20 protein-coding genes and 1 tRNA gene are annotated in these 21596 nt (G+C 45.6%); 9 read left to right on the plus strand and 12 right to left on the minus strand.

Going from position 1 to position 21596, the window contains the following annotated elements; genetic code table 11:
* Positions 1–509 precede the first annotated feature (509 nt).
* From ARB69_RS08525 to srtB, 7 genes are all read right to left on the minus strand, one after another.
* The gene (locus ARB69_RS08525; RefSeq protein ID WP_050640772.1) at positions 510–1124 is read right to left on the minus strand and encodes a TetR/AcrR family transcriptional regulator C-terminal domain-containing protein; all 615 of its coding nucleotides are present in this window, start codon (positions 1122–1124) and stop codon (positions 510–512) included.
* A 161-nt stretch (positions 1125–1285) separates the two neighbouring features.
* Positions 1286–2689, minus strand: a complete 1404-nt coding sequence (locus ARB69_RS08530; RefSeq protein WP_055152612.1) for an MFS transporter — start codon at positions 2687–2689, stop codon at positions 1286–1288.
* 264 nt (positions 2690–2953) lie between these two features.
* Positions 2954–3220: a 30S ribosomal protein S18 gene (gene rpsR / locus ARB69_RS08535; protein ID WP_025655760.1), complete on the minus strand. Its 267-nt coding sequence runs from the start codon at positions 3218–3220 to the stop codon at positions 2954–2956.
* 45 nt (positions 3221–3265) lie between these two features.
* The gene (locus ARB69_RS08540) at positions 3266–3712 is read right to left on the minus strand and encodes a single-stranded DNA-binding protein (RefSeq protein WP_050640774.1); all 447 of its coding nucleotides are present in this window, start codon (positions 3710–3712) and stop codon (positions 3266–3268) included.
* Between the two features lie 14 nt (positions 3713–3726).
* On the minus strand, positions 3727–4014 hold the full coding sequence (gene rpsF / locus ARB69_RS08545) for a 30S ribosomal protein S6 (protein WP_055152614.1): 288 nt from the start codon (positions 4012–4014) through the stop codon (positions 3727–3729).
* Between the two features lie 127 nt (positions 4015–4141).
* Positions 4142–4330, minus strand: coding sequence for a DUF951 domain-containing protein (locus tag ARB69_RS08550; protein ID WP_055152698.1), 189 nt, complete (start codon positions 4328–4330; stop codon positions 4142–4144).
* A 68-nt stretch (positions 4331–4398) separates the two neighbouring features.
* Entirely contained in the window at positions 4399–5175 is a 777-nt protein-coding gene (srtB, locus tag ARB69_RS08555; RefSeq protein ID WP_055152616.1) for a class B sortase, read from the minus strand.
* A 188-nt stretch (positions 5176–5363) separates the two neighbouring features.
* On the opposite strand from srtB, the gene ARB69_RS08560 reads away from it, so the two are divergent.
* Positions 5364–6086, plus strand: a complete 723-nt coding sequence (locus tag ARB69_RS08560; protein WP_082202950.1) for a LytR/AlgR family response regulator transcription factor — start codon at positions 5364–5366, stop codon at positions 6084–6086.
* Between the two features lie 28 nt (positions 6087–6114).
* On the plus strand, positions 6115–7743 hold the full coding sequence (locus tag ARB69_RS08565) for an ATP-binding protein (protein ID WP_055152618.1): 1629 nt from the start codon (positions 6115–6117) through the stop codon (positions 7741–7743).
* Between the two features lie 4 nt (positions 7744–7747).
* Here the strand turns inward: ARB69_RS08565 and ARB69_RS08570 are convergent, their stop codons facing one another.
* The 4 genes from ARB69_RS08570 to ARB69_RS08585 form a co-directional block, all read right to left on the minus strand.
* On the minus strand, positions 7748–8632 hold the full coding sequence (locus ARB69_RS08570; protein ID WP_055152620.1) for a Cof-type HAD-IIB family hydrolase: 885 nt from the start codon (positions 8630–8632) through the stop codon (positions 7748–7750).
* A 64-nt stretch (positions 8633–8696) separates the two neighbouring features.
* Positions 8697–10193, minus strand: coding sequence for an AAA family ATPase (locus ARB69_RS08575; RefSeq protein ID WP_055152622.1), 1497 nt, complete (start codon positions 10191–10193; stop codon positions 8697–8699).
* A gap of 33 nt (positions 10194–10226) precedes the next feature.
* Positions 10227–11549, minus strand: coding sequence for a VWA-like domain-containing protein (locus ARB69_RS08580; RefSeq protein WP_055152700.1), 1323 nt, complete (start codon positions 11547–11549; stop codon positions 10227–10229).
* Positions 11550–11611: 62 nt separating this feature from the next.
* Entirely contained in the window at positions 11612–12571 is a 960-nt protein-coding gene (locus ARB69_RS08585; protein ID WP_055152624.1) for a leucine-rich repeat protein, read from the minus strand.
* Between the two features lie 224 nt (positions 12572–12795).
* On the opposite strand from ARB69_RS08585, the gene ARB69_RS08590 reads away from it, so the two are divergent.
* A complete protein-coding gene (locus tag ARB69_RS08590) occupies positions 12796–13785 on the plus strand; it encodes a glycosyltransferase family 2 protein (RefSeq protein WP_055152626.1) in 990 nt (329 codons plus the stop codon).
* Between the two features lie 80 nt (positions 13786–13865).
* On the opposite strand, the gene ARB69_RS08595 is transcribed toward ARB69_RS08590, so the two are convergent.
* A complete protein-coding gene (locus tag ARB69_RS08595; RefSeq protein ID WP_050640783.1) occupies positions 13866–15833 on the minus strand; it encodes a DUF7657 domain-containing protein in 1968 nt (655 codons plus the stop codon).
* Between the two features lie 186 nt (positions 15834–16019).
* On the opposite strand from ARB69_RS08595, the gene ARB69_RS08600 reads away from it, so the two are divergent.
* The 6 genes from ARB69_RS08600 (at position 16020) to ARB69_RS08625 (ending at position 21504) form a co-directional block, all read left to right on the plus strand.
* Positions 16020–16490, plus strand: a complete 471-nt coding sequence (locus ARB69_RS08600) for a YbaK/EbsC family protein (protein ID WP_050640784.1) — start codon at positions 16020–16022, stop codon at positions 16488–16490.
* Positions 16491–16521: 31 nt separating this feature from the next.
* On the plus strand, positions 16522–17196 hold the full coding sequence (locus ARB69_RS08605; protein WP_083487053.1) for a response regulator transcription factor: 675 nt from the start codon (positions 16522–16524) through the stop codon (positions 17194–17196).
* Complete coding sequence (locus ARB69_RS08610; protein WP_055152628.1) at positions 17193–18227, plus strand: sensor histidine kinase; 1035 nt, start codon at positions 17193–17195, stop codon at positions 18225–18227. The genes ARB69_RS08605 and ARB69_RS08610 overlap by 4 nt, the downstream gene beginning before the upstream one ends.
* Positions 18228–18464: 237 nt before the next feature.
* Positions 18465–19229, plus strand: coding sequence for an ABC transporter ATP-binding protein (locus tag ARB69_RS08615; RefSeq protein ID WP_055152630.1), 765 nt, complete (start codon positions 18465–18467; stop codon positions 19227–19229).
* Complete coding sequence (locus ARB69_RS08620; protein WP_055152632.1) at positions 19219–21246, plus strand: FtsX-like permease family protein; 2028 nt, start codon at positions 19219–19221, stop codon at positions 21244–21246. Before ARB69_RS08615 ends, ARB69_RS08620 begins: the two co-directional genes overlap by 11 nt.
* A 187-nt stretch (positions 21247–21433) precedes the next feature.
* Positions 21434–21504: transfer RNA gene (locus ARB69_RS08625), tRNA-Cys, on the plus strand.
* The last annotated feature ends 92 nt before the right edge of the window (positions 21505–21596 follow it).

The following is a 21596-nucleotide window of genomic DNA, read 5'->3' on the forward strand; positions in this document are numbered from 1 at the left end:
TTACGTTCCTACTTTTTCCATCCATCTGAATTCTGGCTAATGCATTATTCTCTTAATAACGATTTGTACTATAAATCGTTTCAGTCCTTCGGTTGTTACACCTACTTTGACATCATCTGACTCCCTCCCTAAACCTTTTTCGACCATATCTTCTGACATGTGGGTAGGGTCTCCCAAGGTAAGACACTAATCTTTCGTTCCACAACCTCTTGATTTACAATTTCGGTTATACGTTTACCATTAGGGCTTTGGTTTGTCTAGCAACCTTACCCACCTCATCGCCTTATCAAGTTTCTGTACGTGGGCTCAAGAACTTTGCTACACCACTTCCTTCATCCATACCATTACTGATACCAACTTGTGGTTCGCTACGCTTGGCGGTAAATACCCGCGACTGGACTTGCACCAGCTAGATTAGTGCCATGCTTGGCACACTAGAAAATGAGAGTCCCTAAAAAAGGGGCTCTCATTTTTAAAAATAATCCTATATTGTATTCTTCCTCACGACTTTAAAAGTGAAAATCCATTTTCTTAGCGGCATCTACATACGGACTTCCGGACTCTTCTCCTGATTGTATCGGCTCAAATATAACCGAATTCAGGGACATAAGCCTGGATCGCAGAATGTTTTTTGCCAGCTCCTCCGGTGTCATATCAATTTCCCCCAGAATCCAATGGATTCTCATATAAATCCCGGCAACCGAATGATAATCTGAAGAAAATTTCTGTTCCTTTGTGAGAGGGATCCCCGCATTGTGGGACTGATGCCAGTCCCGGTCATACGTCTGGCTGTGTTTGTACATAAAATCCACAAGACAATTCGTACCGGTAATCTCGCACGCCTGTCTTAAAAACTTGCGGTATTTCAAATCATTTTTGAACGCATTTACTGTCGCATTATAATAGTTCAGTTCGTGAAGATTTTCTCTCTTCCAGTCGGCAATGATGCGATGTTCATAAATGTACTGGATTAGGTCCAGTTTGTCCTTAAAATGATTATAAAAGGTCTGCCTGCTGATACCCGATTTAGCCTGGATATCGCCTATTGTGATTTTCTTCAAATGCTTCTCTTCACATAACTGCAACATTGCATCCACAATAATTGATTTTACATCGATCCCCATGGAAACACTCCTTTCATCTTGTGATATTTATCATAAGATTATTATACCAAGTCTCTGCCGAAAGGAACAGATTTCAATACATAAAAATAGGATTTTCATTAATAACCAATAGATAAATCAATGTGAATATACATACACAAATCGTAATAATCTAAAAGGCTTTACAGCTCGCCCCGAGCTTCCCGTCTGGATAATTCTTTCATAATCTCCGGTAATTTCGCATCCAGCCTGTTAAACGAAGATATAATTCCCAACAGACCATACATAACAATCGGCGCCCAGATGTAAAGTGTTTTGATTGCTTGGATTGCCCGGTCCGGCTGCACCGCTCCCCCTGTAGTGGATGAGACAAATCCAAACGCTCCAATAATCGCCGTAATCAGTGAGAGGATAATCCCGCCTCCTACTTTCTGTCCCACAGAGCTAGCCGAAAAGACCAGTGTTTCCTGCCTCTGATGTGTCTTCCACTGTCCGAACTCAATCACATCGGCCACCATACCATTGAAGAACGCTGACGATGGGCCCTGTCCAAGCCCGCGGATCACCACCACCGCATAGTTTACCGGGATACTATAGGGCGCCGCCAGCAGCAGCAGGTGTCCCAGAATTACCAGCCCGCTTCCCATAACCAGCAGGGTCACTCTTTTTATTCCTGTTTTTCTTATTACAAGCATCATTAAGATTGATATTCCCCAGAATATTTTTTCAATAATAAATAGAGAGCTGTACATTGTATCGCTGTTCAGCACATACTTTGTATAATAAGACATCGTGGTACCGTTTACTCCGAACGTAGTCGCCCAGAATACCCAAAAACAAATTGCCCACCACCAGTACTGATTTGAAAAGAGTGCCTTCAGCTGCTTTTGCAGCGGTATGCTGCTCCCCTGTTTTCTAGCTGCAATATGAACGGTTTCCTTACAGTTTACGAAACAGATCAAATGCACTGCCAATGCATAGACTGCCCAGATTGTCATGACTTTTACCCATGCCTTCTGGTCATTTCCTAACAGTTTCACTAATGGAAGTGAAAGGCCTGAAGATATGATGTGGCCTACCGGAGCCAGACCAAGACGCCATACCCCCAATTTTTCACGTTCTTTTGTATCTCTTGACATAAAAGAACACAAGGTTGCCTGAGCCAGATTACTGATCGTATAGCATACCGTGTTTGCAAAATTGTATGCAATAAAAATGTAACATATTTTCATTGTCTCCGACCCCTGCGGCACCGTAAAACATGCCACACAGGCAACCGAAAACGGAACACTGATCCATAATATCCATGGACGCACCGTCCCCCATTTTGATTTTGTCTTCTGCATGACCAGGCCGGCTATAAAATCAGATACTCCGTCCAACACCCTGGAAATCAGCATGACAAGTGCCACAGAAGCCGGTGATAAGCCGATATAGTCTGTGTAAAACAAAACAAGTAAAGAAGATACTGTAGAAAACATAATATTATCCCCTGTATCTCCCAGCGCATATGAAATATACGTCTTAAATGTTATCTTCTCTTTTGCCTGTTCTGGTTCCAGATTTCTTGTTACCATCGTTCCCATTCCCTCCGCCTCCTTTGTTTAATATGACTATAATGTCCATTTATTCCTTAAAAAAATTGTATATTCTACCCTGTTTTTTCTCAATTTACATCTTTTAGTTAATTTCCAGAAGTAGACATTTTTTCTTTTATATCAACATTATCAAAATAATATCCGGCAGAAGGCCTGTGATTGATTTATCTTCAGTTGCCAGTGCACGAAGCGCCCTTCGTGTAACACAAAAAGACCGCCCCTGCTCTCGCAGTGACGGTCTGTCAACTCTTATTAATCCTGTACGTATGGCATTAAAGCAATGTGTCTAGCTCTCTTGATTGCTACGGTAAGAGCTCTCTGATGCTTTGCACAGTTTCCTGTAATTCTTCTCGGAAGAATCTTGCCTCTCTCAGAGATGTATTTCTTTAACTTTGCTACGTCTTTATAATCGATCTCGTTATTCTCTTTACCACAGAATACGCATACTTTTTTTCTTCTGCGGGCCGGTCCTCTTCTTTTGAAGCCGCCTTCTGGTCTGCCGCCTTTTTCGTAAGCCATGTCTTTTTACCTCCTATATTAATAGAAAGATTTCACAACCGTGTCTTAATTAAACGGTAATTCTTCGTCGATCCCGTCCGGGATGTTCATGAATCCGTCGCCTGCATCAACACTTGGTGAAGGACTTGGAGCCGCCTGATGGAAAGAAGAGCCTCTGTTGGCTTCACTCTCCGCTCTGCTCTCAGCAAATTCCTGATCCTCTACAATTACCTCTGTTGTGTATACTTTCACGCCGTCCTTGTTCGTGTAACTTCCGGTCTGAATACGTCCGGAAATGGAAACACGCATTCCCTGGCGGAAATACTTCTCCGCGAACTCACCGGAACGCCCGAATACAACACACGGAATAAAATCCGCTGTAGGTTCGTTGTCCCTCTTGAATCTGCGGTCAACAGCCAATGTATATCTAGCAACTGCAGTTGCACTATCACCCTGTGAATATCTAACTTCCGGGTCTCTTGTGAGACGTCCTACTAAAACTACCTTATTCATATATACCTCTTTCTCTATGCTTCCTGTCTAACGCATAAATATCTGAGTACATTGTCCATGATGCGGATACGTTGTTCCACTTCTGCAGGAACAGTACTGTCAGACTCGAAGTGGATGAAGTAGTAATATCCTTCTTTCATCTTCTGAATTTCGTAAGCAAATCTTCTCTTACCCCATTCATCAACGTCAGTCACATTGCCGCCGAAACGTGAAACTAATGCTTTCACTTTTTCAACAACTTCTGCTCTAACGTCGTCTTCGATTTTTGCACTGACAACAACAGCTAACTCATACTTGTTCATGTCTCTTGCACCTCCTTATGGTCTCTGGCCCCCGGATCACCCGGGAACAAGGAAATTTGATGTCCGTGGATATAGAATCCTACGGGTACGTCACGAGTAATTATCATACCATAAGAACTTGTCCGGTTCAAGACTTTTTGCGAATTTCTTTTGTATTTTTTTCCACAAGCTTACGTGGAACCATGATCTGATGGCCGCATCCCGCACATTTCAGCCGGAAGTCCGCGCCCACACGCAGCACCTCCCACTCATGGCTTCCGCAGGGATGGGGCTTTTTCATACGAATTATATCACCGATATCAAATATTTCTGCCACATTCATCCTCCTTATCCATCATATATTCTGAATATTCTGAAAACGAGCTGCAAAGGGGTCAGACCCCTTTACTCCTCCACAAGAACTCCCTGGAGCAGGAAGCGCTCATCATCGTTTACGTTGGTGCATGTTGACAAGCTGACGATCCTGGACTGGCCATTCACCTCTACATCCACCTGGTAGTTAGAAGACTCTTTGCAAATCTGGAGATAGCTGGAGAATTCCTCGTCATTCAGGTAAGTCAAATTGTAATTTTCTGCCGTATCTTTCACTGTTCCTGCGGAGAATACCTGATACTTGAACTCTCCTTCCGGGGTATAGATGTAGAAGTACGGATGTTCCTTGCAGAATTCCTCACTGGCGTACTCGCTCAGCTGGGAGAACATCTCTCCGCCCACCTTCAGGTTGTGTCCGTATATAAATGTGTTTCTGTCGCTGAGGTTCGTGGCGTTACGCATGTCCATAAAAATTGCACCCAGCTTGTTGTCATTAGCTGTAAATGTTTTTGTCAGATACTCGTTGTTATCTGCACTTTTTACAACAGGGTAACTAATTACTGAGGGCTCATCGAACCTAATCCATGCTACGGTATCCGGATTTTCTTTCAATAATGCATCAAAATCCACAGTATAGCCCGGTTCTCCGTCCTCTTCCTCATTCTTATCAACCGTAAGCGCCAGTTTCTTCACATCGTCATATTCTTTTCCGCCTGAATAATAAGGTACCAGCATTATGGTAAGCTGATACGCGCAAAAAACAAATACGCATATTGCAATAATCAATATGGCGGTAGATATAACTTCTCCAACAGAGCTTTCCTTTTTATGCCTTTTTTTCTTACTCATCGCGTGTTTCTCCTCTTCCCATCTCTTCTTCCGGTCTCATAGCGTTCTAATCCTGATTATTGTATCATATCTCTGCCTTAAAAACATTCTAAAAAAATATGAATTTGCAAAAATCACAAAAATAGCTTTTATCCATTCCTTCTAACTGCGCGGTATGGTAAAATAAGTATATTGAGACAGGGGAGGTGATGCCATTGAAAACACTGCTGATCTGCGACGACGATAAGAGCATCCTGGAGGATCTTAGCTTGCGTCTGTCCCATATTCTTCCTAAAAACTGGGATATCAAAACGTTTCTTGCTCCCGGTGACCTGCGTTTATATTTAGAAACTTCCGCTTCTCTGCCGGATATTATATTTATGGATATTCAATTTGGAGCTGAAAATGGGATCAGTCTGGCTTCTGACATCCAGACCCGTTATCCCTGGATTGCGATTGTATTGATCACCGGATATCTGGATTATGCCAGAGATATCTTTACCATACGTCCCGCCTATTTTCTTGTGAAACCTGTCGATACGGACAAGCTTACGGCGGCAATAGAACGGGCCCTTGCGTTTATGGACTGCTGCCAGGATACGCCGGTTGTTCTGCAGAGCAACGGCAGAATCTTCACACTAAAAAGCAGCGAGATCTGTTACATAGAAAGCGAAAAGCGCCGGCTGCATGTATATACATCGGAAGAAAAATTCACGGTTTATATGAAACTGAATGAGCTGAAGGAAAAACTCCCCGGCTGTTTTTTATCCTGCCATAAAAGCTATGTGGTCAATATGAATTATATCCAGAATTTTACGGCGCAGAAGATGATTCTGCTCAATCAGGCCGAGATACCGGTAAGCCGTTCCAGATATAAGAAGTCAAGAGAAGAATTTCTACGCTTTTTTAGTACGGAAGATTATGATACATAAAACGATTGCCTCGTAAAAGGAAAATGTTATGGTTCTTTATAATATCATCAGGCTGACCCTGGTAACTTCCCTGATAATCTATTTAATAAGCCCGGATGTCGAGCGGCGCCTTTCGTTTGCACTGGCGTTTACAGCTGCATTTTTCCTGCCCGCAAGTGTCTCTATCCCAACCACTTACCATGGTGACTGGCAGATTGCCGCTGTCAGCGAGCTTTTCCGTTTCCTGTTCCAGTTGGCAGTCTGCTATCTCTTTACCGGACGGGGAATGTATTATTTCGTAAAATATATGGTACATTTCATTCTGTTCAACTGCATTTTTTCCGGTTTCACAACCATCGAGGGACTTGTGCTCGGCAACTGGCGGTATTTTCTCCAGGGTATGGCGTTCCTGGAGAATACTTTGTTTCCGACATTGCTGTCTTGTATTGCATTCTTATGCGTATTCGGAATCCTGCGGCTGAAGCTTTTCGACCGCGTCCCCTACACTGTCATGAAGTTCCTGTTCGCGGCGGTATTGCTGCTCGATCTGGCGATGGGGCTGTTTATGCGTCTTACCAATGGAAGCTTAACCGTACTGGCCAGTACGATCGCTTCCGGAACAATACTATTTATTTTTCTGGTTGTGTTTGTCTGGTACCGGCAAAAGCAGGCTTTCCAGCTGCGGAAGCATTATGAACGGATCCTACAGGAGGAATATTCTTTTTATCAGAATATTCAAATTCAGAAGGATGCCGTCCATCAGCTCCGCCACGATCTTGCCAATCATCTGCAGGTGCTGGGGAATTTGTCGCAAAGCCATCTGGAACTGGAAGAGCAAAAGTACAAGCAGTCTCTTCTGCAGTTATTTGACAGTATCCTGACCTCCTTCGGGAAGGAAGCTTCTTCTGCGGATGCAAAAAGCGGGATTTTACGAAAAATCATTCCGCTTCTTATTCTTTCTTTCCTTGGATTCTTTATATTGTGGGAAATATTCTTTCCTTTTATGGATCATCGGTACACCGTGTACGAATGGACGGCCTTTTACTGGTTTTTCATCCTGTTTGCGGTTGCCTGTGTCGTAGTCTGCTTTGGCGCATATCTGGAATACAAAAGGCACAGAGCCCTTCAGACGCTGGAAGGTGCCCAAACATTCAGAAAACAGTGGGAAGATATGATGGTTATGGTCGAAAATCCGCCATTAGAAGATAGTACGCTGTCTGCTCAAGAACTAAAGCCCTTTACACCACAGCCCGTGATCAATACGATGCTGAATGCCAAATACCAGTATTGCCTCCAGAACCATATTTCCACAAACTGGCATGTTTATATTCCGCCGGAGTGTTCGCTGCAGTCCGTAGAAATCACCGGTCTGCTGGTGAATCTCATAGACAACGGAATCGAAGCCTGCCTCCGGGTACCGCAGGACAAACGCCTGTTGAATATCTGTATGCAGGAACGGGCAAATTTTTGGATTGTGGATGTTAAGAATTCTAAATCACCTTTGGAGCACCCGAAACAATTAGATTTTATTTCTGCAAAAGGGGACGGGCATGGGCTTGGACTCCAGATTATCAGAACCATTGTGAATAAATACAACGGAGATATTCAAAGTGTGGATAAGGGAGGCTGTTTTCTTGTCACCATCATGTTAGATATACAGAAGCAGGGAACTGTATAATGTTTCAGTTCCCTGCCCCGTACTGCTCCAGAACTTTATAGATAGCATGCGCAGCTCCCAGGTCTTCATTCGATTTTGTCACATATCCGGCCACGGCCTTTACCTCAGGCACGGCATTTTCCATAGCCACAACAGCCCCAAAATCCATGGACAACATGGAATAATCATTCATGCTGTCTCCCAGCACCATCACTTCCTCCATCTTATATCCCAGTGACTCAATATACTGTTTGAGCACGGGGCCTTTCTGCGCCTTCACATCCGTAATCTCCAGATTTGTTTCGAAAGAAGACGCTACTGCGATATCTTCGTTCTGTTCCAGTTCCGCCCATATCCTTTTCAACATAGGAATATCACCGGAAAACAGGAAAATTTTATATACCGGCACTCCTGCTTCCCTTAGTTCTTCAAAATCAGAAATCTTCTTTGTCATTTTTTTAATCTGCTCATATAAAGGTTCCTTTTTAGCTTGTACTTCATCGATGTCTTTATCCAGATGAAACACCTTAAGCTGCCGGATAAAACTCTCCTCTATTTCCTCTTCACTTCCAATCCTGTAATCGTAATCATCTGTAGAGAAAACAAGAGATACCGGATATTTTTGCAGCGTTTCATAGATTTCCGCACACAAATCCAGATCAATCGGCGCCGTAAACACGACCTGTTTTTCCGGATTGCGCACTTCAGCTCCACTCCCCACTATGTAATCACAGTACAGGTCTGCGTCTTTTATAACTTCCATGGCTCCCCGGAAGTTTCTCCCGGTTGCAAGCATAAATCGTATGCCCGCATCACACGCCCGGCGTACCGCCTCCAGTGTCTCCGGCGCCAGCCGGTGGTCATCATTCAACAGCGTACCGTCCATATCCGATGCAATAACTTTAATCATACTTCATCTCCTTCTCAAATTGTTAAACTATTCTGAAAACGGAACGTAAAGGGGTCTGACCCCTTTACAGCATTCCTTCCACGCCGTCCATCTGGCGTATAATATCCTGATGCCGTTCGTCAAACAGCAGCCCCTTATTATACCGGTAGTAACTGTCGCTTCCATTCTCTTTGATAAACCAGACACTATAATAGTTTGCATTCAGTTCCGTTATAAACGCGACCATCTCCTGGCTTTGTCCAAATGCATCTTCCAAAAAATCGAATACATACTGAAGTGTCCGGGCTGTATGGTCTATTTCGTCTTCCCGCTTATCCACTTCTTTTTCAAAAAGTGCCTTGACCTCATCGAACACACCGTCCCCGATAAATAGTTCGCCTTTGATACTTATAGCAAATCTCTCAAGCGCCGCAATGACTCGTTTTAATACCAATTCATCCCGGCGGGTCAGCAGTTCTGAACGCATCTGTTGTTCCAGATCTTTTTCCGCCAGATGCCAGATATCCTCTACCATGGAAGTGACCTGGTTCTCCCTGTAGTAGATCAGATACTCATAAAGTTTTGTCACGTAGGCATCCGTCATATAACATTCGGTAAATAACGCGCAGAGTTTACCGTTCAGCAGGCTGACGATACTCAGATGCTCATCAAACGGAGCCGCCTTTACCTTCTGCAGGGTTGCCGTACTCCAATTTCCTTTCAGAATATCCTCTACGCCATAATCCTGTTTGTACTTATAATAGAGCTCGAGATAATTTGCGAAATCCTTGGAAATCGTGCGGTGCTGGATATACTGGTACACCACGTCCCTGTCCACCGTTTTATGCAGACTTTCATAAACCTGGATCAACTGGGAAAGATCTTCCCAGCCCCGGGCCGTTGCAAAGTATCTGCCATCCACCGTTGTCTCGATCCGGTAAAAGTTCTCTTTTCTGAGTTCCAGATAGGAAATCACAGCCGGGTGAATCCCCTGCCTGTATGCATATTCCTTCCAGACATCGAAGTTTTCTTCCACATCAATCTTCTTGATCCGGTCCAGCGTCACGACATCAAATTCCCGGACAGACTTGTTATACTCCGGCGGGTTTCCCGCAGCCACGATAATCCAGCCCTCCGGCACCTTCTGGTTCCCAAAGGTCTTGCCCTGCAGAAACTGAAGCATAGTCGGCGCCAGTGTTTCCGATACACAATTGATCTCATCGATAAAAAGAATCCCCTCTGCAATCCCGGTCTGCTCAATTTTCTCATATACCGACGCGATGATCTCACTCATCGTATACTCGGTTACAGAGTAATTCCTCCCGCCATACACCTTCTCCTTAATAAACGGCAGCCCAACCGCACTCTGCCTCGTATGATGGGTGATGGTATAGGCCACCAGCCCAATCTGACATTCCTTCGCAATCTGTTCCATAATCTGCGTCTTCCCGATTCCGGGCGGCCCCATCAGCAGAACCGGCCTCTGGCGGATGGCGGGAATCCTGTATTCGCCGAACTCATCCTTCGCCAGATATGCTTCTATGGAATCTTTAATTTCCTGTTTTGCCCTTTTTATATCCATGGCTTTCCCTGTCCTCCAGCTTATAAATAGTAACTATATTGTCTCTTCCAGATCTTCCTGGCCCAATGTCAGTTTGATCGCCCACGGCGGTACATCCGTATCACAGTAATCATCCTGCATAAAAACAAATGCCGTCTTATAAGCAGGCATTTTCCGGGGATATATGCCATACCCATCCGTAAAATACAGAATCCCCCGCAGATCTTCAAAGCTCCCTTTCTCCGCCAGCGCATCCACATAGGCAAAAGCCGGCCGGTAATCCGTCCCGCCTTCCCCGTACAGAGTCAGCTGTTCCATATATTTTGCCAGCTCTTCTGCATTGGTAATACATTGATCCGAATGCACCTTCTCATCACATTGTATGATATGAATATTTACTTTTTTAAAGAAACTTTCCTCTTCACTCAGCACCGAATACGTCTCTTCCAAAAACCTTCTTACCAGGCTTCCTGAACAGGACATCGAGGTATCGATCACCACCGCAAATTCCGAAATCTTCTTTACTTCCTTTGTCTCCTGCGGCTCAATCAAAGGCATATTCCCATAAAGCCGCAGCCCGTAACTGTAAAAAGAATAATCGAAACTGTCTGCATCCACGCCGATTTCTTCCCGAAGTACCGCAAATTTTCTCAAAAACTCTTTATAATTATACCGGTCTCTGTTCTCAATTTTTATCTGATCCAGCAAATCCCCCGCCTGTTCGGATGATTCTTTTGAAAATGTCTCCAGATCCGTTTCCATGCGCTCATTCATATCCTGCCATTTCTGCTGCAGGTTTGGATCCGGCTTCTGCTGTGGGTATTTATTTTCCCAATATTTGTGGTCGTCCACATAAAACTCCTGCTCCAAACGCGCCAGTTCCTTCTCTTCCAAATTCCAGCCCATCAGCAGCGCATAGACCCGCTCCGCATTAAGTACTTTCCGCTCCGCCTCCAGCCTGCGGTAAGTCTCTCTTCTAAGAAGGCTCCTCGAAAACCGGACACAACGGTGCTGGTTCCCGTCTATCATATGTTCAACCGCAATGTCACAGCTCAGGTCCCAGTACCTGTCATCCAGTTCCCGTTTGACCATGTGCCGGAAAATGCAGTGGAATACCATGTGCAGATACCCCCTGTTTACCAGAATCCTGTTTTCTCTGTACATCCCCCCCAGATACTGGGGATGAAAATATATGGAACTCCCGTCTGTCCCAAAAGGATTTACAGTAATATCCATCTGATATAAGAAACTGCTCAGCGCTACATCCAGAAAACGCATTCCCAAATAAAGTTCATCCCGCGCCGCAAATAGAATCTTATTCCCCACCGCCTCCAGGCGCACTGCTATCTCCTTTTTCTGCTCACTGTCTAATTCGATCACCGCCGGTTCCCTCCTTTCTCCTGCGCACTGCAAAGTCTTATTATATCGTATCCCTCCCGTCAAAGCCTAAACTCTTTTCTAACCGTTGGGAAAAATTTCTGCTTCTCATTCATCAAATAGCTAAGGATCTCTGTCCTGCCCATTTTTGCTGCTGTCTCCAGCGCAAACTCCAACATCCCCGCATCCCACAGCGCATGCGCCGTAAATAATTTGATTTGATCAAAATGTTCTTCTTTTATAAGATACGGCACAACTTCCTGATACCTGTCTCTTATCATATTTTCATAGGAACGCTTATGATTGTCAGACAGATCATATGGACAGGCCAGCCGCCACAATGCCATATCTGCCAGAACATCTGCTTTATCCCGTGCCGCGGCAACCGAAAAAAGACTGTCATATTTGCGGTAATCCACTACTTTATTATAAAAACACTGTCTGTAATTATTTCCGGAACCATGATGCTGTGTAAATAATATCCGTGCCGGCGTATTCTCTACCGCTTCCTCATAATGTTCCGGGAACACAAGAACCGCTTTTCTGCCTTCCTGCTCATAGCAGAACGTAACATCAATCCGCTGCCACAGTTCTCCTAAGATTTCCTTCACGCAGGACTGCCTGCCGCTCTTCATATGCACCTTTAAGAAGGCCAGTCCCCCGCAGCCGGTAAAAGCGCCGCCGCCGATCCGTACCAGCGCATCGGAGAATTCCAGCTTTCGCAATTTTTTGCAGCCATAAAATATATAATTACCGATTTCCCGCACCGTATCCGGAAAAATGATTTCTTCCACATTCCCCCCTGCAAGAAGCTCCTCTTCTCCCTTAAAAAGGGCATGATCTTCCGTCTCATAGACCAGGTATTCCCGATCTTCACTGTCCCTGCGGTCAGAAAATGTATAAGCAGCCACCTTTTCCACAGGCAAACCGTCAATACACTCCGGCAGAACTACTTTCCCGTCGCACCCAAAACATCTGATAATTTCAATAGACTGATTCTCTTCCCGGTAATAAAACTTCATAAATTTCTACTGACCTCTTTTTACTCCTTTTGCCACCTACTCATTATAAAAGTGCGGGGCATTTTTTTCAACTGCTCTGGTTATTTTATCTTTTATACTCACGTATTACTTCCTTACATTAAATGATACAGGATTAAGTTTAAGATTTGTCCTTGCATATGATAAATCAATAGTGTAGTATAAAATCAGTGATTTTACAAATGAATTAGGGGGATTAACATATTATGGATAAAATCGCAGTATTAATTCCGTGCTATAATGAAGGTAAGACCGTCACCAAGGTAGTTACCGACTGGAAAGAAGCCCTTCCCGAGGCAACCATATACGTATATGATAACAATTCTTCAGATGACACCGCCATACTGGCAGAAAAAGCCGGCGCCGTTGTCCGCCATGAATACCAGCAGGGGAAAGGAAATGTTATCCGCCGCATGTTTCGTGAAATTGACGCAGAAGCATATTTAATGGTAGACGGTGACGACACATATCCGGCAGAATTCGGACGGGACATGGTGGACAAGGTTCTTAACCGCAATGCCGATATGGTAGTTGGCGACAGACTCTCCTCCACCTATTTCACAGAAAACAAACGTCCGTTTCATAATTTCGGCAATTCTCTTGTCCGAAAAGCAATCAATTTGCTCTTTAAAAATGATATCAAGGATATTATGACCGGATACCGCGCTTTCAGTTACAATTTTGTAAAAACATTTCCGGTACTCTCAAAAGGATTTGAGATCGAAACTGAGATGAGCATCCACGCCGTCGATAAAAATATGCGCGTAGAAAATGTCGTTATCGAATACAGAGACCGCCCCGAAGGCAGCGAGTCCAAGCTGAACACTTACAGTGACGGAATGAAGGTTCTCCGTACAATCGCAAGACTTTACAGAAGCTACAAACCGCTGGGATTCTTCTCCGCCTTCGCACTTCTTCTGGCGGTTATCAGCACTATTTTCATCATTCCGGTCATCGTAACCTATGCGCACACCGGCCTGGTGCCCAACTTCCCGACACTGATCGTCTGCGGCTTCGTTTACCTGACCGCAATCATAGCGTTCTTTGCCGGACTGATTCTATCCTCGATCGTGCATCAGGAGCGGCAGAACTTCGAAATACGACTGATCGCATGTCAGCACCGGTATGACCTTACGTTAAATAGAAACGAGGACGAGGACGGGATAAAACAAGAAAACCCAGCTGAATGGGTTTAAACAAATTGATAAACAATTCTGAAAAACAGCCGCAAAGGGGTCAGACCCCTTTGCGGCCTCTTTTTTAATATCAACCAATGTCAATACTCTACCTGATACAGATAATACCTTCCGATTTTTTCCGTCTCATTAAACTGGATTTCTTCTGAACTCAACCCACTTAAATCTTTATCCGTCATAATGTGCTTTACTTGAAGTACCTTCAGTTGATCAGGTTGTAGATTTACAACCAACTGATCATCATACGGGTTGAAAAATACCGGCTCCTGTGAGGTCTCATCCACAATATTTATGATAATATGTGCGTAACGATTATACTTGCTGAAATCTTTTTTTTCAGTGTCAAACTGCTCCCAGCGCTCCAGATCCGGATATACATTTGTCGTATTGATCGTTGGCGCTCCCACAGTTATGGGCAGGTTCAGATATGGGAAGCCCAGGCCTTCCACCATCCACAAACCTTTGCCCTGATCCGCTTCTGTTTGTTCCTTTATGGCCATGGTCAGTTTACTGGAATAGATAGAATCTGCCCCCTGATGTACTGGATTTACCGCTATCCCACAGACTAAGGAGATCATCAGTGCATAACAGGCCAGGCCTGCATATCTTTTCCACTTCATCGCCGCAAAAATGAGGACTGCCCCAGCAGCGATGACTGCAAGCAGTACCAGTGCCTTCTTCTTTCCCATAAACTGCGTGTAATATATAAAACAGATTCCCGCAAGTCCTGCTCCAATTACAGAAGAAATAGTGACGGCAGTTTTGCTCTTATAATTCACAATACTTTCCGAGATAAGATAGACGAGCAGCACAATACTGAGAAATCCGACTCCGACCAGCACCCTTCTTCCCTGGCACATACTCAGAAGTGTGGCTTTGGCAAGCAGAGAGGGCCATGGAAACGCGCAGTACAAGGCAAGAAAACAAGTTCCCGCCGTCATCGTGATTAACAGCGGATCCTTCTTTTTACTCCTAACAATCTGGATTATCCCTAAAATTATACCTAAGGGGAAGAAAGAGAAAAACTGCGCTTCTTCACAAACGTTAGATATCCCAAGACCTGGATCAATATACGGAAAAAACAAACCTCCTGCCCAGCTGAACATTCTTAGAAGCGAAGCTCCCCCCACAAAGGATCTGCTGCCAGGATAAGATGTGTTTAATACCAGCTCAATGGTGTCTGCAGACTTCAGGAAAATGGCCCCCAGCGCTCCAGTCATCAGCATAAGAAGAACTACCGCACTCAAAATAACAGAACCCTTTTTCCATGTTACGTTCCTCCGCTCCCGCAGAATAATGCCTATCAACAGAAAAAGGTAAGCATATCCAAGCGGAATCTGCCAGGAGGGATAAAATACCAGAATATATGCTATCCCACACCATGCAATCCCCGCCGACAGCAACAGTTTCTTCCACAGGAATTCTGTATGCATCCACCGCACAAACATAAGAACGGCCAACTGGCCAAACACCAGCATCTCCACCAGACCGTTAATTGCAAACCACCAGGCAACAACCGGAGAACAGCACACTAACAGCACATATGTCAAAGACAGTAGTTTTTTCTTTTTTGTCAAATACATTCCAAATTCCAGAGATACCAAAAACAGCGCCAGCATCCGGGCACACCAGAAAAATGCCAGCCCCCGCGAAGGTCCCAGAAAAAGATAACCGATTTGGAACGGGCGGAAAATGACCTCCCATGACTTTACCGGCTGCCCGTATACAATAAATGCATCCGTACTGTCTCCCCTGATTGTTTCTGAAAAATACGGGTATTTTCCCGTATGGTTATATTCCTGCGAAAAAGCCATGGGCGTACTCACCGCCCATTCATCCGTTCTGATGCTCCTGCTGGTTCCCAGCAGATCACCACTGTTATCCTGGGCACTGCTTTCATATGTGCCGTCGAGAAGAACGGACCAGAACCCAATGGAAGACCCGCTAATTTCAAACAAGACAGAGCATAACAGGATAACGGCCGCCACAAGATAGCGCAGCTGATACAGCCTTTCCGCAAAATACCCTTTTTCCTTCAAATTCTTCACGCTAAATTATTCTCCTTTATATAAAATTTACCCTCTTTGCTTATGTCTATTGACATAATAGCTTATAGCCAATATTTCGTCAATCATGAACTTTCAGCCCACAGTCTAAATCCTAAAATTGACATTCTATTAAATTAGTTATACTCTATATTACAGAAGTATTTTTTAGAAAAGAGGGAGATAATCATGTCAATTGAAAAGGTCAAAGCATATTTTGCCGGGTACGGCCTGGAGGACAGAATCCTGGAGCCGGAGGCATCCAGCGCTACTGTGGAGGAAGCTGCCCGTGCTGTTGGCTGCGAACCTGCACGCATCGCCAAAACCATGTCTTTTCTGACGGCAGACGGTCCAATTCTAATAGTAATGGCCGGAGATGCGCGGACAGACAACAAGAAGTTTAAAGCAGAGTTCCACGAAAAGGCCCGCATGATCCCGCATGATCAGGTTGAAGTGCTGACAGGCCATGCGCCGGGCGGTGTCTGTCCTTTTGTTGTGAATGATGGTGTGGGGGTCTATCTGGACGAATCTTTAAAACGGTTCTCGACTGTATACCCCGCTGCCGGAAGCGGAAACAGTGCAATCGAGCTGACACTTGACGAGCTCGAGAAACATTCCCATTCCAAGAAATGGATTTGCATTTCAAAAGACTGGAATTAGATTCAGATAATGCTGTCAGGAGGGCTGCTATTTGTACCGCATTTTAATTGTGGAAGACGAGAAAGATATTCGCCTGGAACTGAAACTGATGCTGGAAAATGCTTTGTACCAGGCAGAAGCTGCGGAGGATTTCTCTGATATCCCCCGCCTTGTGGATGAAACTGCCCCGGACCTGATCCTTCTGGACATCCAGCTACCGGAAACCGACGGCCTGAAGGTCTGCCGGGATATCCGAAAAAAGACGGATGTGCCCATCATTTTCGTAACCAGCCGCAGCAATTCCATGGATGAGCTTAACGGCATGATGATGGGCGGTGACGATTATGTAACAAAGCCTTACCAGGCGCCCATTCTGCTCGCCCGGATCGCAGCGGTCCTGAAGCGGACGGGGCACAACAAAGCACCGGAGAATCCCTGCAGGTTTACCTGGAAAGGCTGCGAACTGGATATGCTGCAGGGCACCCTTACATATGAAGGCAGATCCGAACAGCTGACCCGGAACGAACTGCGCATCTGCTGCAACCTGTTTTCACGGGCAGGGCAAATCATTTCCCGGGAGGAATTGATCGACGATCTCTGGGAAAACCAGATTTTTATTGATGACAATACTTTAAGCGTTAATATCACCCGCATACGCGGTAAAATGAAAGAAATCGGCCTGGAAAATCTGATCGTAACCAGGAGAGGGCAGGGATATCAGCTATGAACTTTTTAGAATTCATGAAGGACAAGATCCTGCTTCTGCTCTTTCATTTACTTTGTATGCTGTTGAGTTATGTTTATTTGGGCATCTGCGGCCTGAAGAACAATCAGATGATTTTACTTTATCTCCTCTGGTTCTTCCTGCTGGCAGTCTGGTTTTTTGTGTCCTGGTACAGAAGAAACCGTTATTTCCGTGAAATATTTCATATACTCAATGGACTGGACAAGCCTTATCTGATCTCAGAGATCATGCCGGAATCCTGGCGGCTGGAAGACAGGCTCTATCGAAGACTGCTGAAACAATCCAATAAATCCATCATCGACGCCATACACCATCTGGAAAATGAGCGGACCGAATATAAGGAATTCATAGAAAACTGGATTCATGAAGTCAAGCTTCCTCTCACAGCCATGAATCTGATCTGTGACAACCGCAGGGAACCACATTCCTGGAGCCCCGAGGATACCCGACGCCTGAAATCCCATCTGGGCGAGCTGGAAAACGATGTGGACAAGGCCCTTTACTATGCCCGGTCAGACACAGTCTGCCAGGATTACATGATACGGAAATTTCCGCTGAAGAACCCCGTTTATACCGCAATCCGCCGCCTCCAGCCATATCTGATCCAGAACGGCGTTTCCATAAATATGCAGGCCGGCAGTGAAAATGTATACTGCGACGATAAATGGCTGGAGTTCATCATCGGCCAGATCATCATCAATGCCGTCAAGTATAAAAAAGAAGACGGCTGCCTTATCACCATCCGTACACAAAAACAGGAGCGGAAAACAATTCTATCCATTGAGGACAACGGAATCGGCATACGCCCAGAAGAACTAGGCCGTATCTTCGACAAAGGATTTACCGGCAGCAATGGACGGCAAAACCGGCAGTCTACAGGAATCGGTCTCTATCTCTGCAGGAAATTAAGCCGAAAACTTGGAATCACCCTGGATGCACAGTCAGAATACGGAACCTATACCCGTATCCTGCTGATATTTCCCGATGGCGGCAGCCATTTTGGGAGAGATTAAAAGAGAACCCTTTCTCTGCTGTTCACAGGGCCGTGCACCTTGCCGCAAGGCATCCGAACCAATAAAGTAACAATCTTTCAATTTTGTAAGGTTACTGAAAGCTGATTTGATACAACCTGATCACATTTTCCGTTACAATATTGATATCCAGAGGCGGCCCGCAATCCACAACCCGCGGAATAAAAGGGTTGATAAGCCGCCCGTCAAGAAGTAACGGGAAAGGAAGGTATCGATTTCATGAAGGAACTGCTCCATATAGAAGATGTGGAAAAATATTATGGAAACAAAAACAATCTGACCAAAGCAATTGACCGCATAAGCTTTACCATTGACCAGGGGGAATTTACCGCAATCATGGGGGCCAGCGGCAGCGGAAAGACGACGCTCTTAAACCTGCTCGCAACAGTAGACACCGTAACCTCCGGGCATATCTGGTATGGCCGGGACGACATTACAAACATGAACGAGGATCAGATGGCGGACTTCCGCAAAAACAATCTCGGCTTTGTGTTCCAGGACTACAATCTTCTGGATACGCTTACTCTGAAAGAAAACATCGCTCTTGCCATGTCGCTTACCAAAAAAGGAAAACGGGAGATTGAAAAGCAGACAAAAGATATCATGGAGAGGCTGGATATCTGGTCTATCCGTGACAAATTCCCTTATCAGGTCTCCGGCGGCCAAAAACAGCGCTGCGCCTGTGCAAGGGCTCTCATTAACCATCCCAAAATCGTATTTGCCGATGAGCCGACCGGGGCCCTGGATTCCAAATCCTCCCGGATGCTGCTCGAAACATTTTCCTATATGAACAGCGCGCTCAATGCAACCATCCTCATGGTAACTCATGACGCTTTCTCCGCGAGTTACTGCAGCCGCATCCTTTTTCTGAAGGACGGGCAGATCTTCCATGAGCTGCGCCGGGGCCCGGGGACAAGGAAAGAATTTCTAAATGAAATCCTGGACGTTCTCTCCCTGACTGGAGGTGACGGGTATGCTGACTAAGCTGGCCCTGCGCAATGCCAGGCGCTCTCTCAGGGACTATCTCATTTATCTCATGACAATGGTCTTGATCACCGCCATGATGTTCGCCTTCAATTCTATGATCTTCTCCGATGCCGTCCTGGAAATCTGCACGGAAGCAGGAATGCTGGCGGCCATGCTTGGAATGGCAACCTTCTTCATCGTACTGATCATTATCTGGCTTGTGCACTATATGGTTAAATTCATGGCAGAAAAACGAAGCCGGGAGTTTGCCACCTATCTCCTTCTGGGCTTTTGCAAAAAGCAGATTGCCAACCTTTTCTTAAAAGAGACGATCCTGCTTGGAGGGGTGGCATTTGTCATCGGCCTGCTCCCCGGAGTATTTCTTCAGCAGATCCTCACCACCCTGATATATGCCATGGTAAATGCAGACTACAGCATCCGGCTTGAATGGAAAATAGGTACCCTGCTGATGACGGCGGGGATCTACTGCGGATCCTATCTGCTGGCCCTTTTCAGGAATAAACGCAGGTTTAAGAAAATGAACATCAGGGATATGATGTATATGGATCATCAGAACGAAGAATTAAAGAACGGCAACAAATCCGGCAAACAGTGGATGTTCTTCGCCTCTGTGGCTTTCATGCTCATTTTCGGCTGGATGCTGCTCTTCGGCCGCTTTAACGATTGGAACGTGTATCCCATGATCCTGGGGCTGGTGGTATCCGTTTATCTGCTCTATATGGGGCTCTCCGCTTTCCTCATCGGCTACATCAAAAAAGGCCGGGCCGGCGTCTGGAACCAGGCCAATATCTTCGTGCTGCGCCAGCTTTCCTCCAAGATCCGGACCATGCAGTTCACGCTTGGCACACTGACGGTCCTCTTTATGGTCGCTTTAATAGGAGCCTCCTGCGCCCTCATGCTGAACCAGTTCCAGAACACACAGTCTGACGAGAAATGGCCCTTCGACATTGCCGTATACCATCAGGATCCGGACTACGATTTCACAGGAGAAAAGGAGGCCATACAAAAAGCGGCGGAAATAAAAGACGCATATATTTACCAGATATTTGAAAATGAATCCGATGACATGAACAATTTCCTGATTCATAATTATTCCCTGGCAGATAAAAGCTCTTACTACAAATATGACACCTATATGAAGCTATCCGATTACAATTATCTGCGCAGAATGCTGGGGTACCCGGAAGTATCTCTGGGGGAAAAGGAATATCTGCTCCACATCAAGTCCCGCCTGGCCAAGACGGCCGCCCCCTTCACGGAACATCCAATCGATATAGGCGGCGACCCGTACACCTGCTCCGGCATATACACAGAAGGCTTCGAGCAGAGCGGGCACAACGGGGCTGACTACATCCTCATCGTACCGGATCAGACCGCCGAATCCATGAAGCCGTATTATTCGCTTCTGATGGCCCAGATAAACGGCACCGTTCCCAAGGACTTCGGAGACACCCTCCTGAGCATCCAGGGGATCACATGGAATGAAGAAGAATACGAGTATGAAGGATACGGCGATGCCGATGCACACAGAGGATACGGAACCGACAACATCTATGTCTCCGACAGCTACACCTTTGTACGGCAGAACGAAATGCGGGAAATGAAATTCCTCATGTCCACCCTCATTTTCCCGCTCTTTTATATAGGACTCGTCTTCCTGTGCGTAGCGCTCACCGTACTGGCAGTGCAGCAGCTAAGCGATTCAAGTAAATACCGCTACCGTTATAACCTGCTGCGAAAACTGGGCCTGCAGGAAAAAGAACTGAACAGCCTCATCCTGAAACAGCTGTTCCTGTACTACCTCTGCCCCTTTATCGGTGCACTTCTGATCAGCGGAGGGATCGCAGGCTATATCAGCCATGCATTCGTCACATATTCAGGAGTGGTGGCGCCGGTGTGGTCTTATTTTGGATTATCACTGCTGCTCTTTGGGGGGATCTATATGATCTACTTTATAGCAACTTATATTGAATTCAAGAGAAATATTCTTGGGGGTGAAAGGGGACGGGTCTGATGAAGGGGGCGCCGTGAGAACCGGATATGGGGATGTCTGGAAACGGGGCCGGCAGAAGTCCCGTTACACAAAAGCGACCTCTCCCCCATCCGCTCATAAAGTTCGCTTGATCTCTTGACGGTTTGAGATTTTTTTGGTATAATCTAAAAGCTGATTGAGTAGTATATAAAGTACAGCGATTAGCTAAGGCGCAGTAGCCAAGCGGTAAGGCGTGGGTCTGCAACACCCTGATCACCGGTTCAAATCCGGTCTGTGCCTCTCCCAAACTTAAGAGTTTAAGGTGCACAATGATGAGTTCATAATTAAGAGCTTGTTATGATTGCTGACAGACTTTGATCCAGGACGGACGT

The sequence above is a fragment of the Faecalicatena contorta genome (assembly GCF_001404335.1).
Classification (GTDB): domain Bacteria; phylum Bacillota; class Clostridia; order Lachnospirales; family Lachnospiraceae; genus Faecalicatena; species Faecalicatena contortus_B.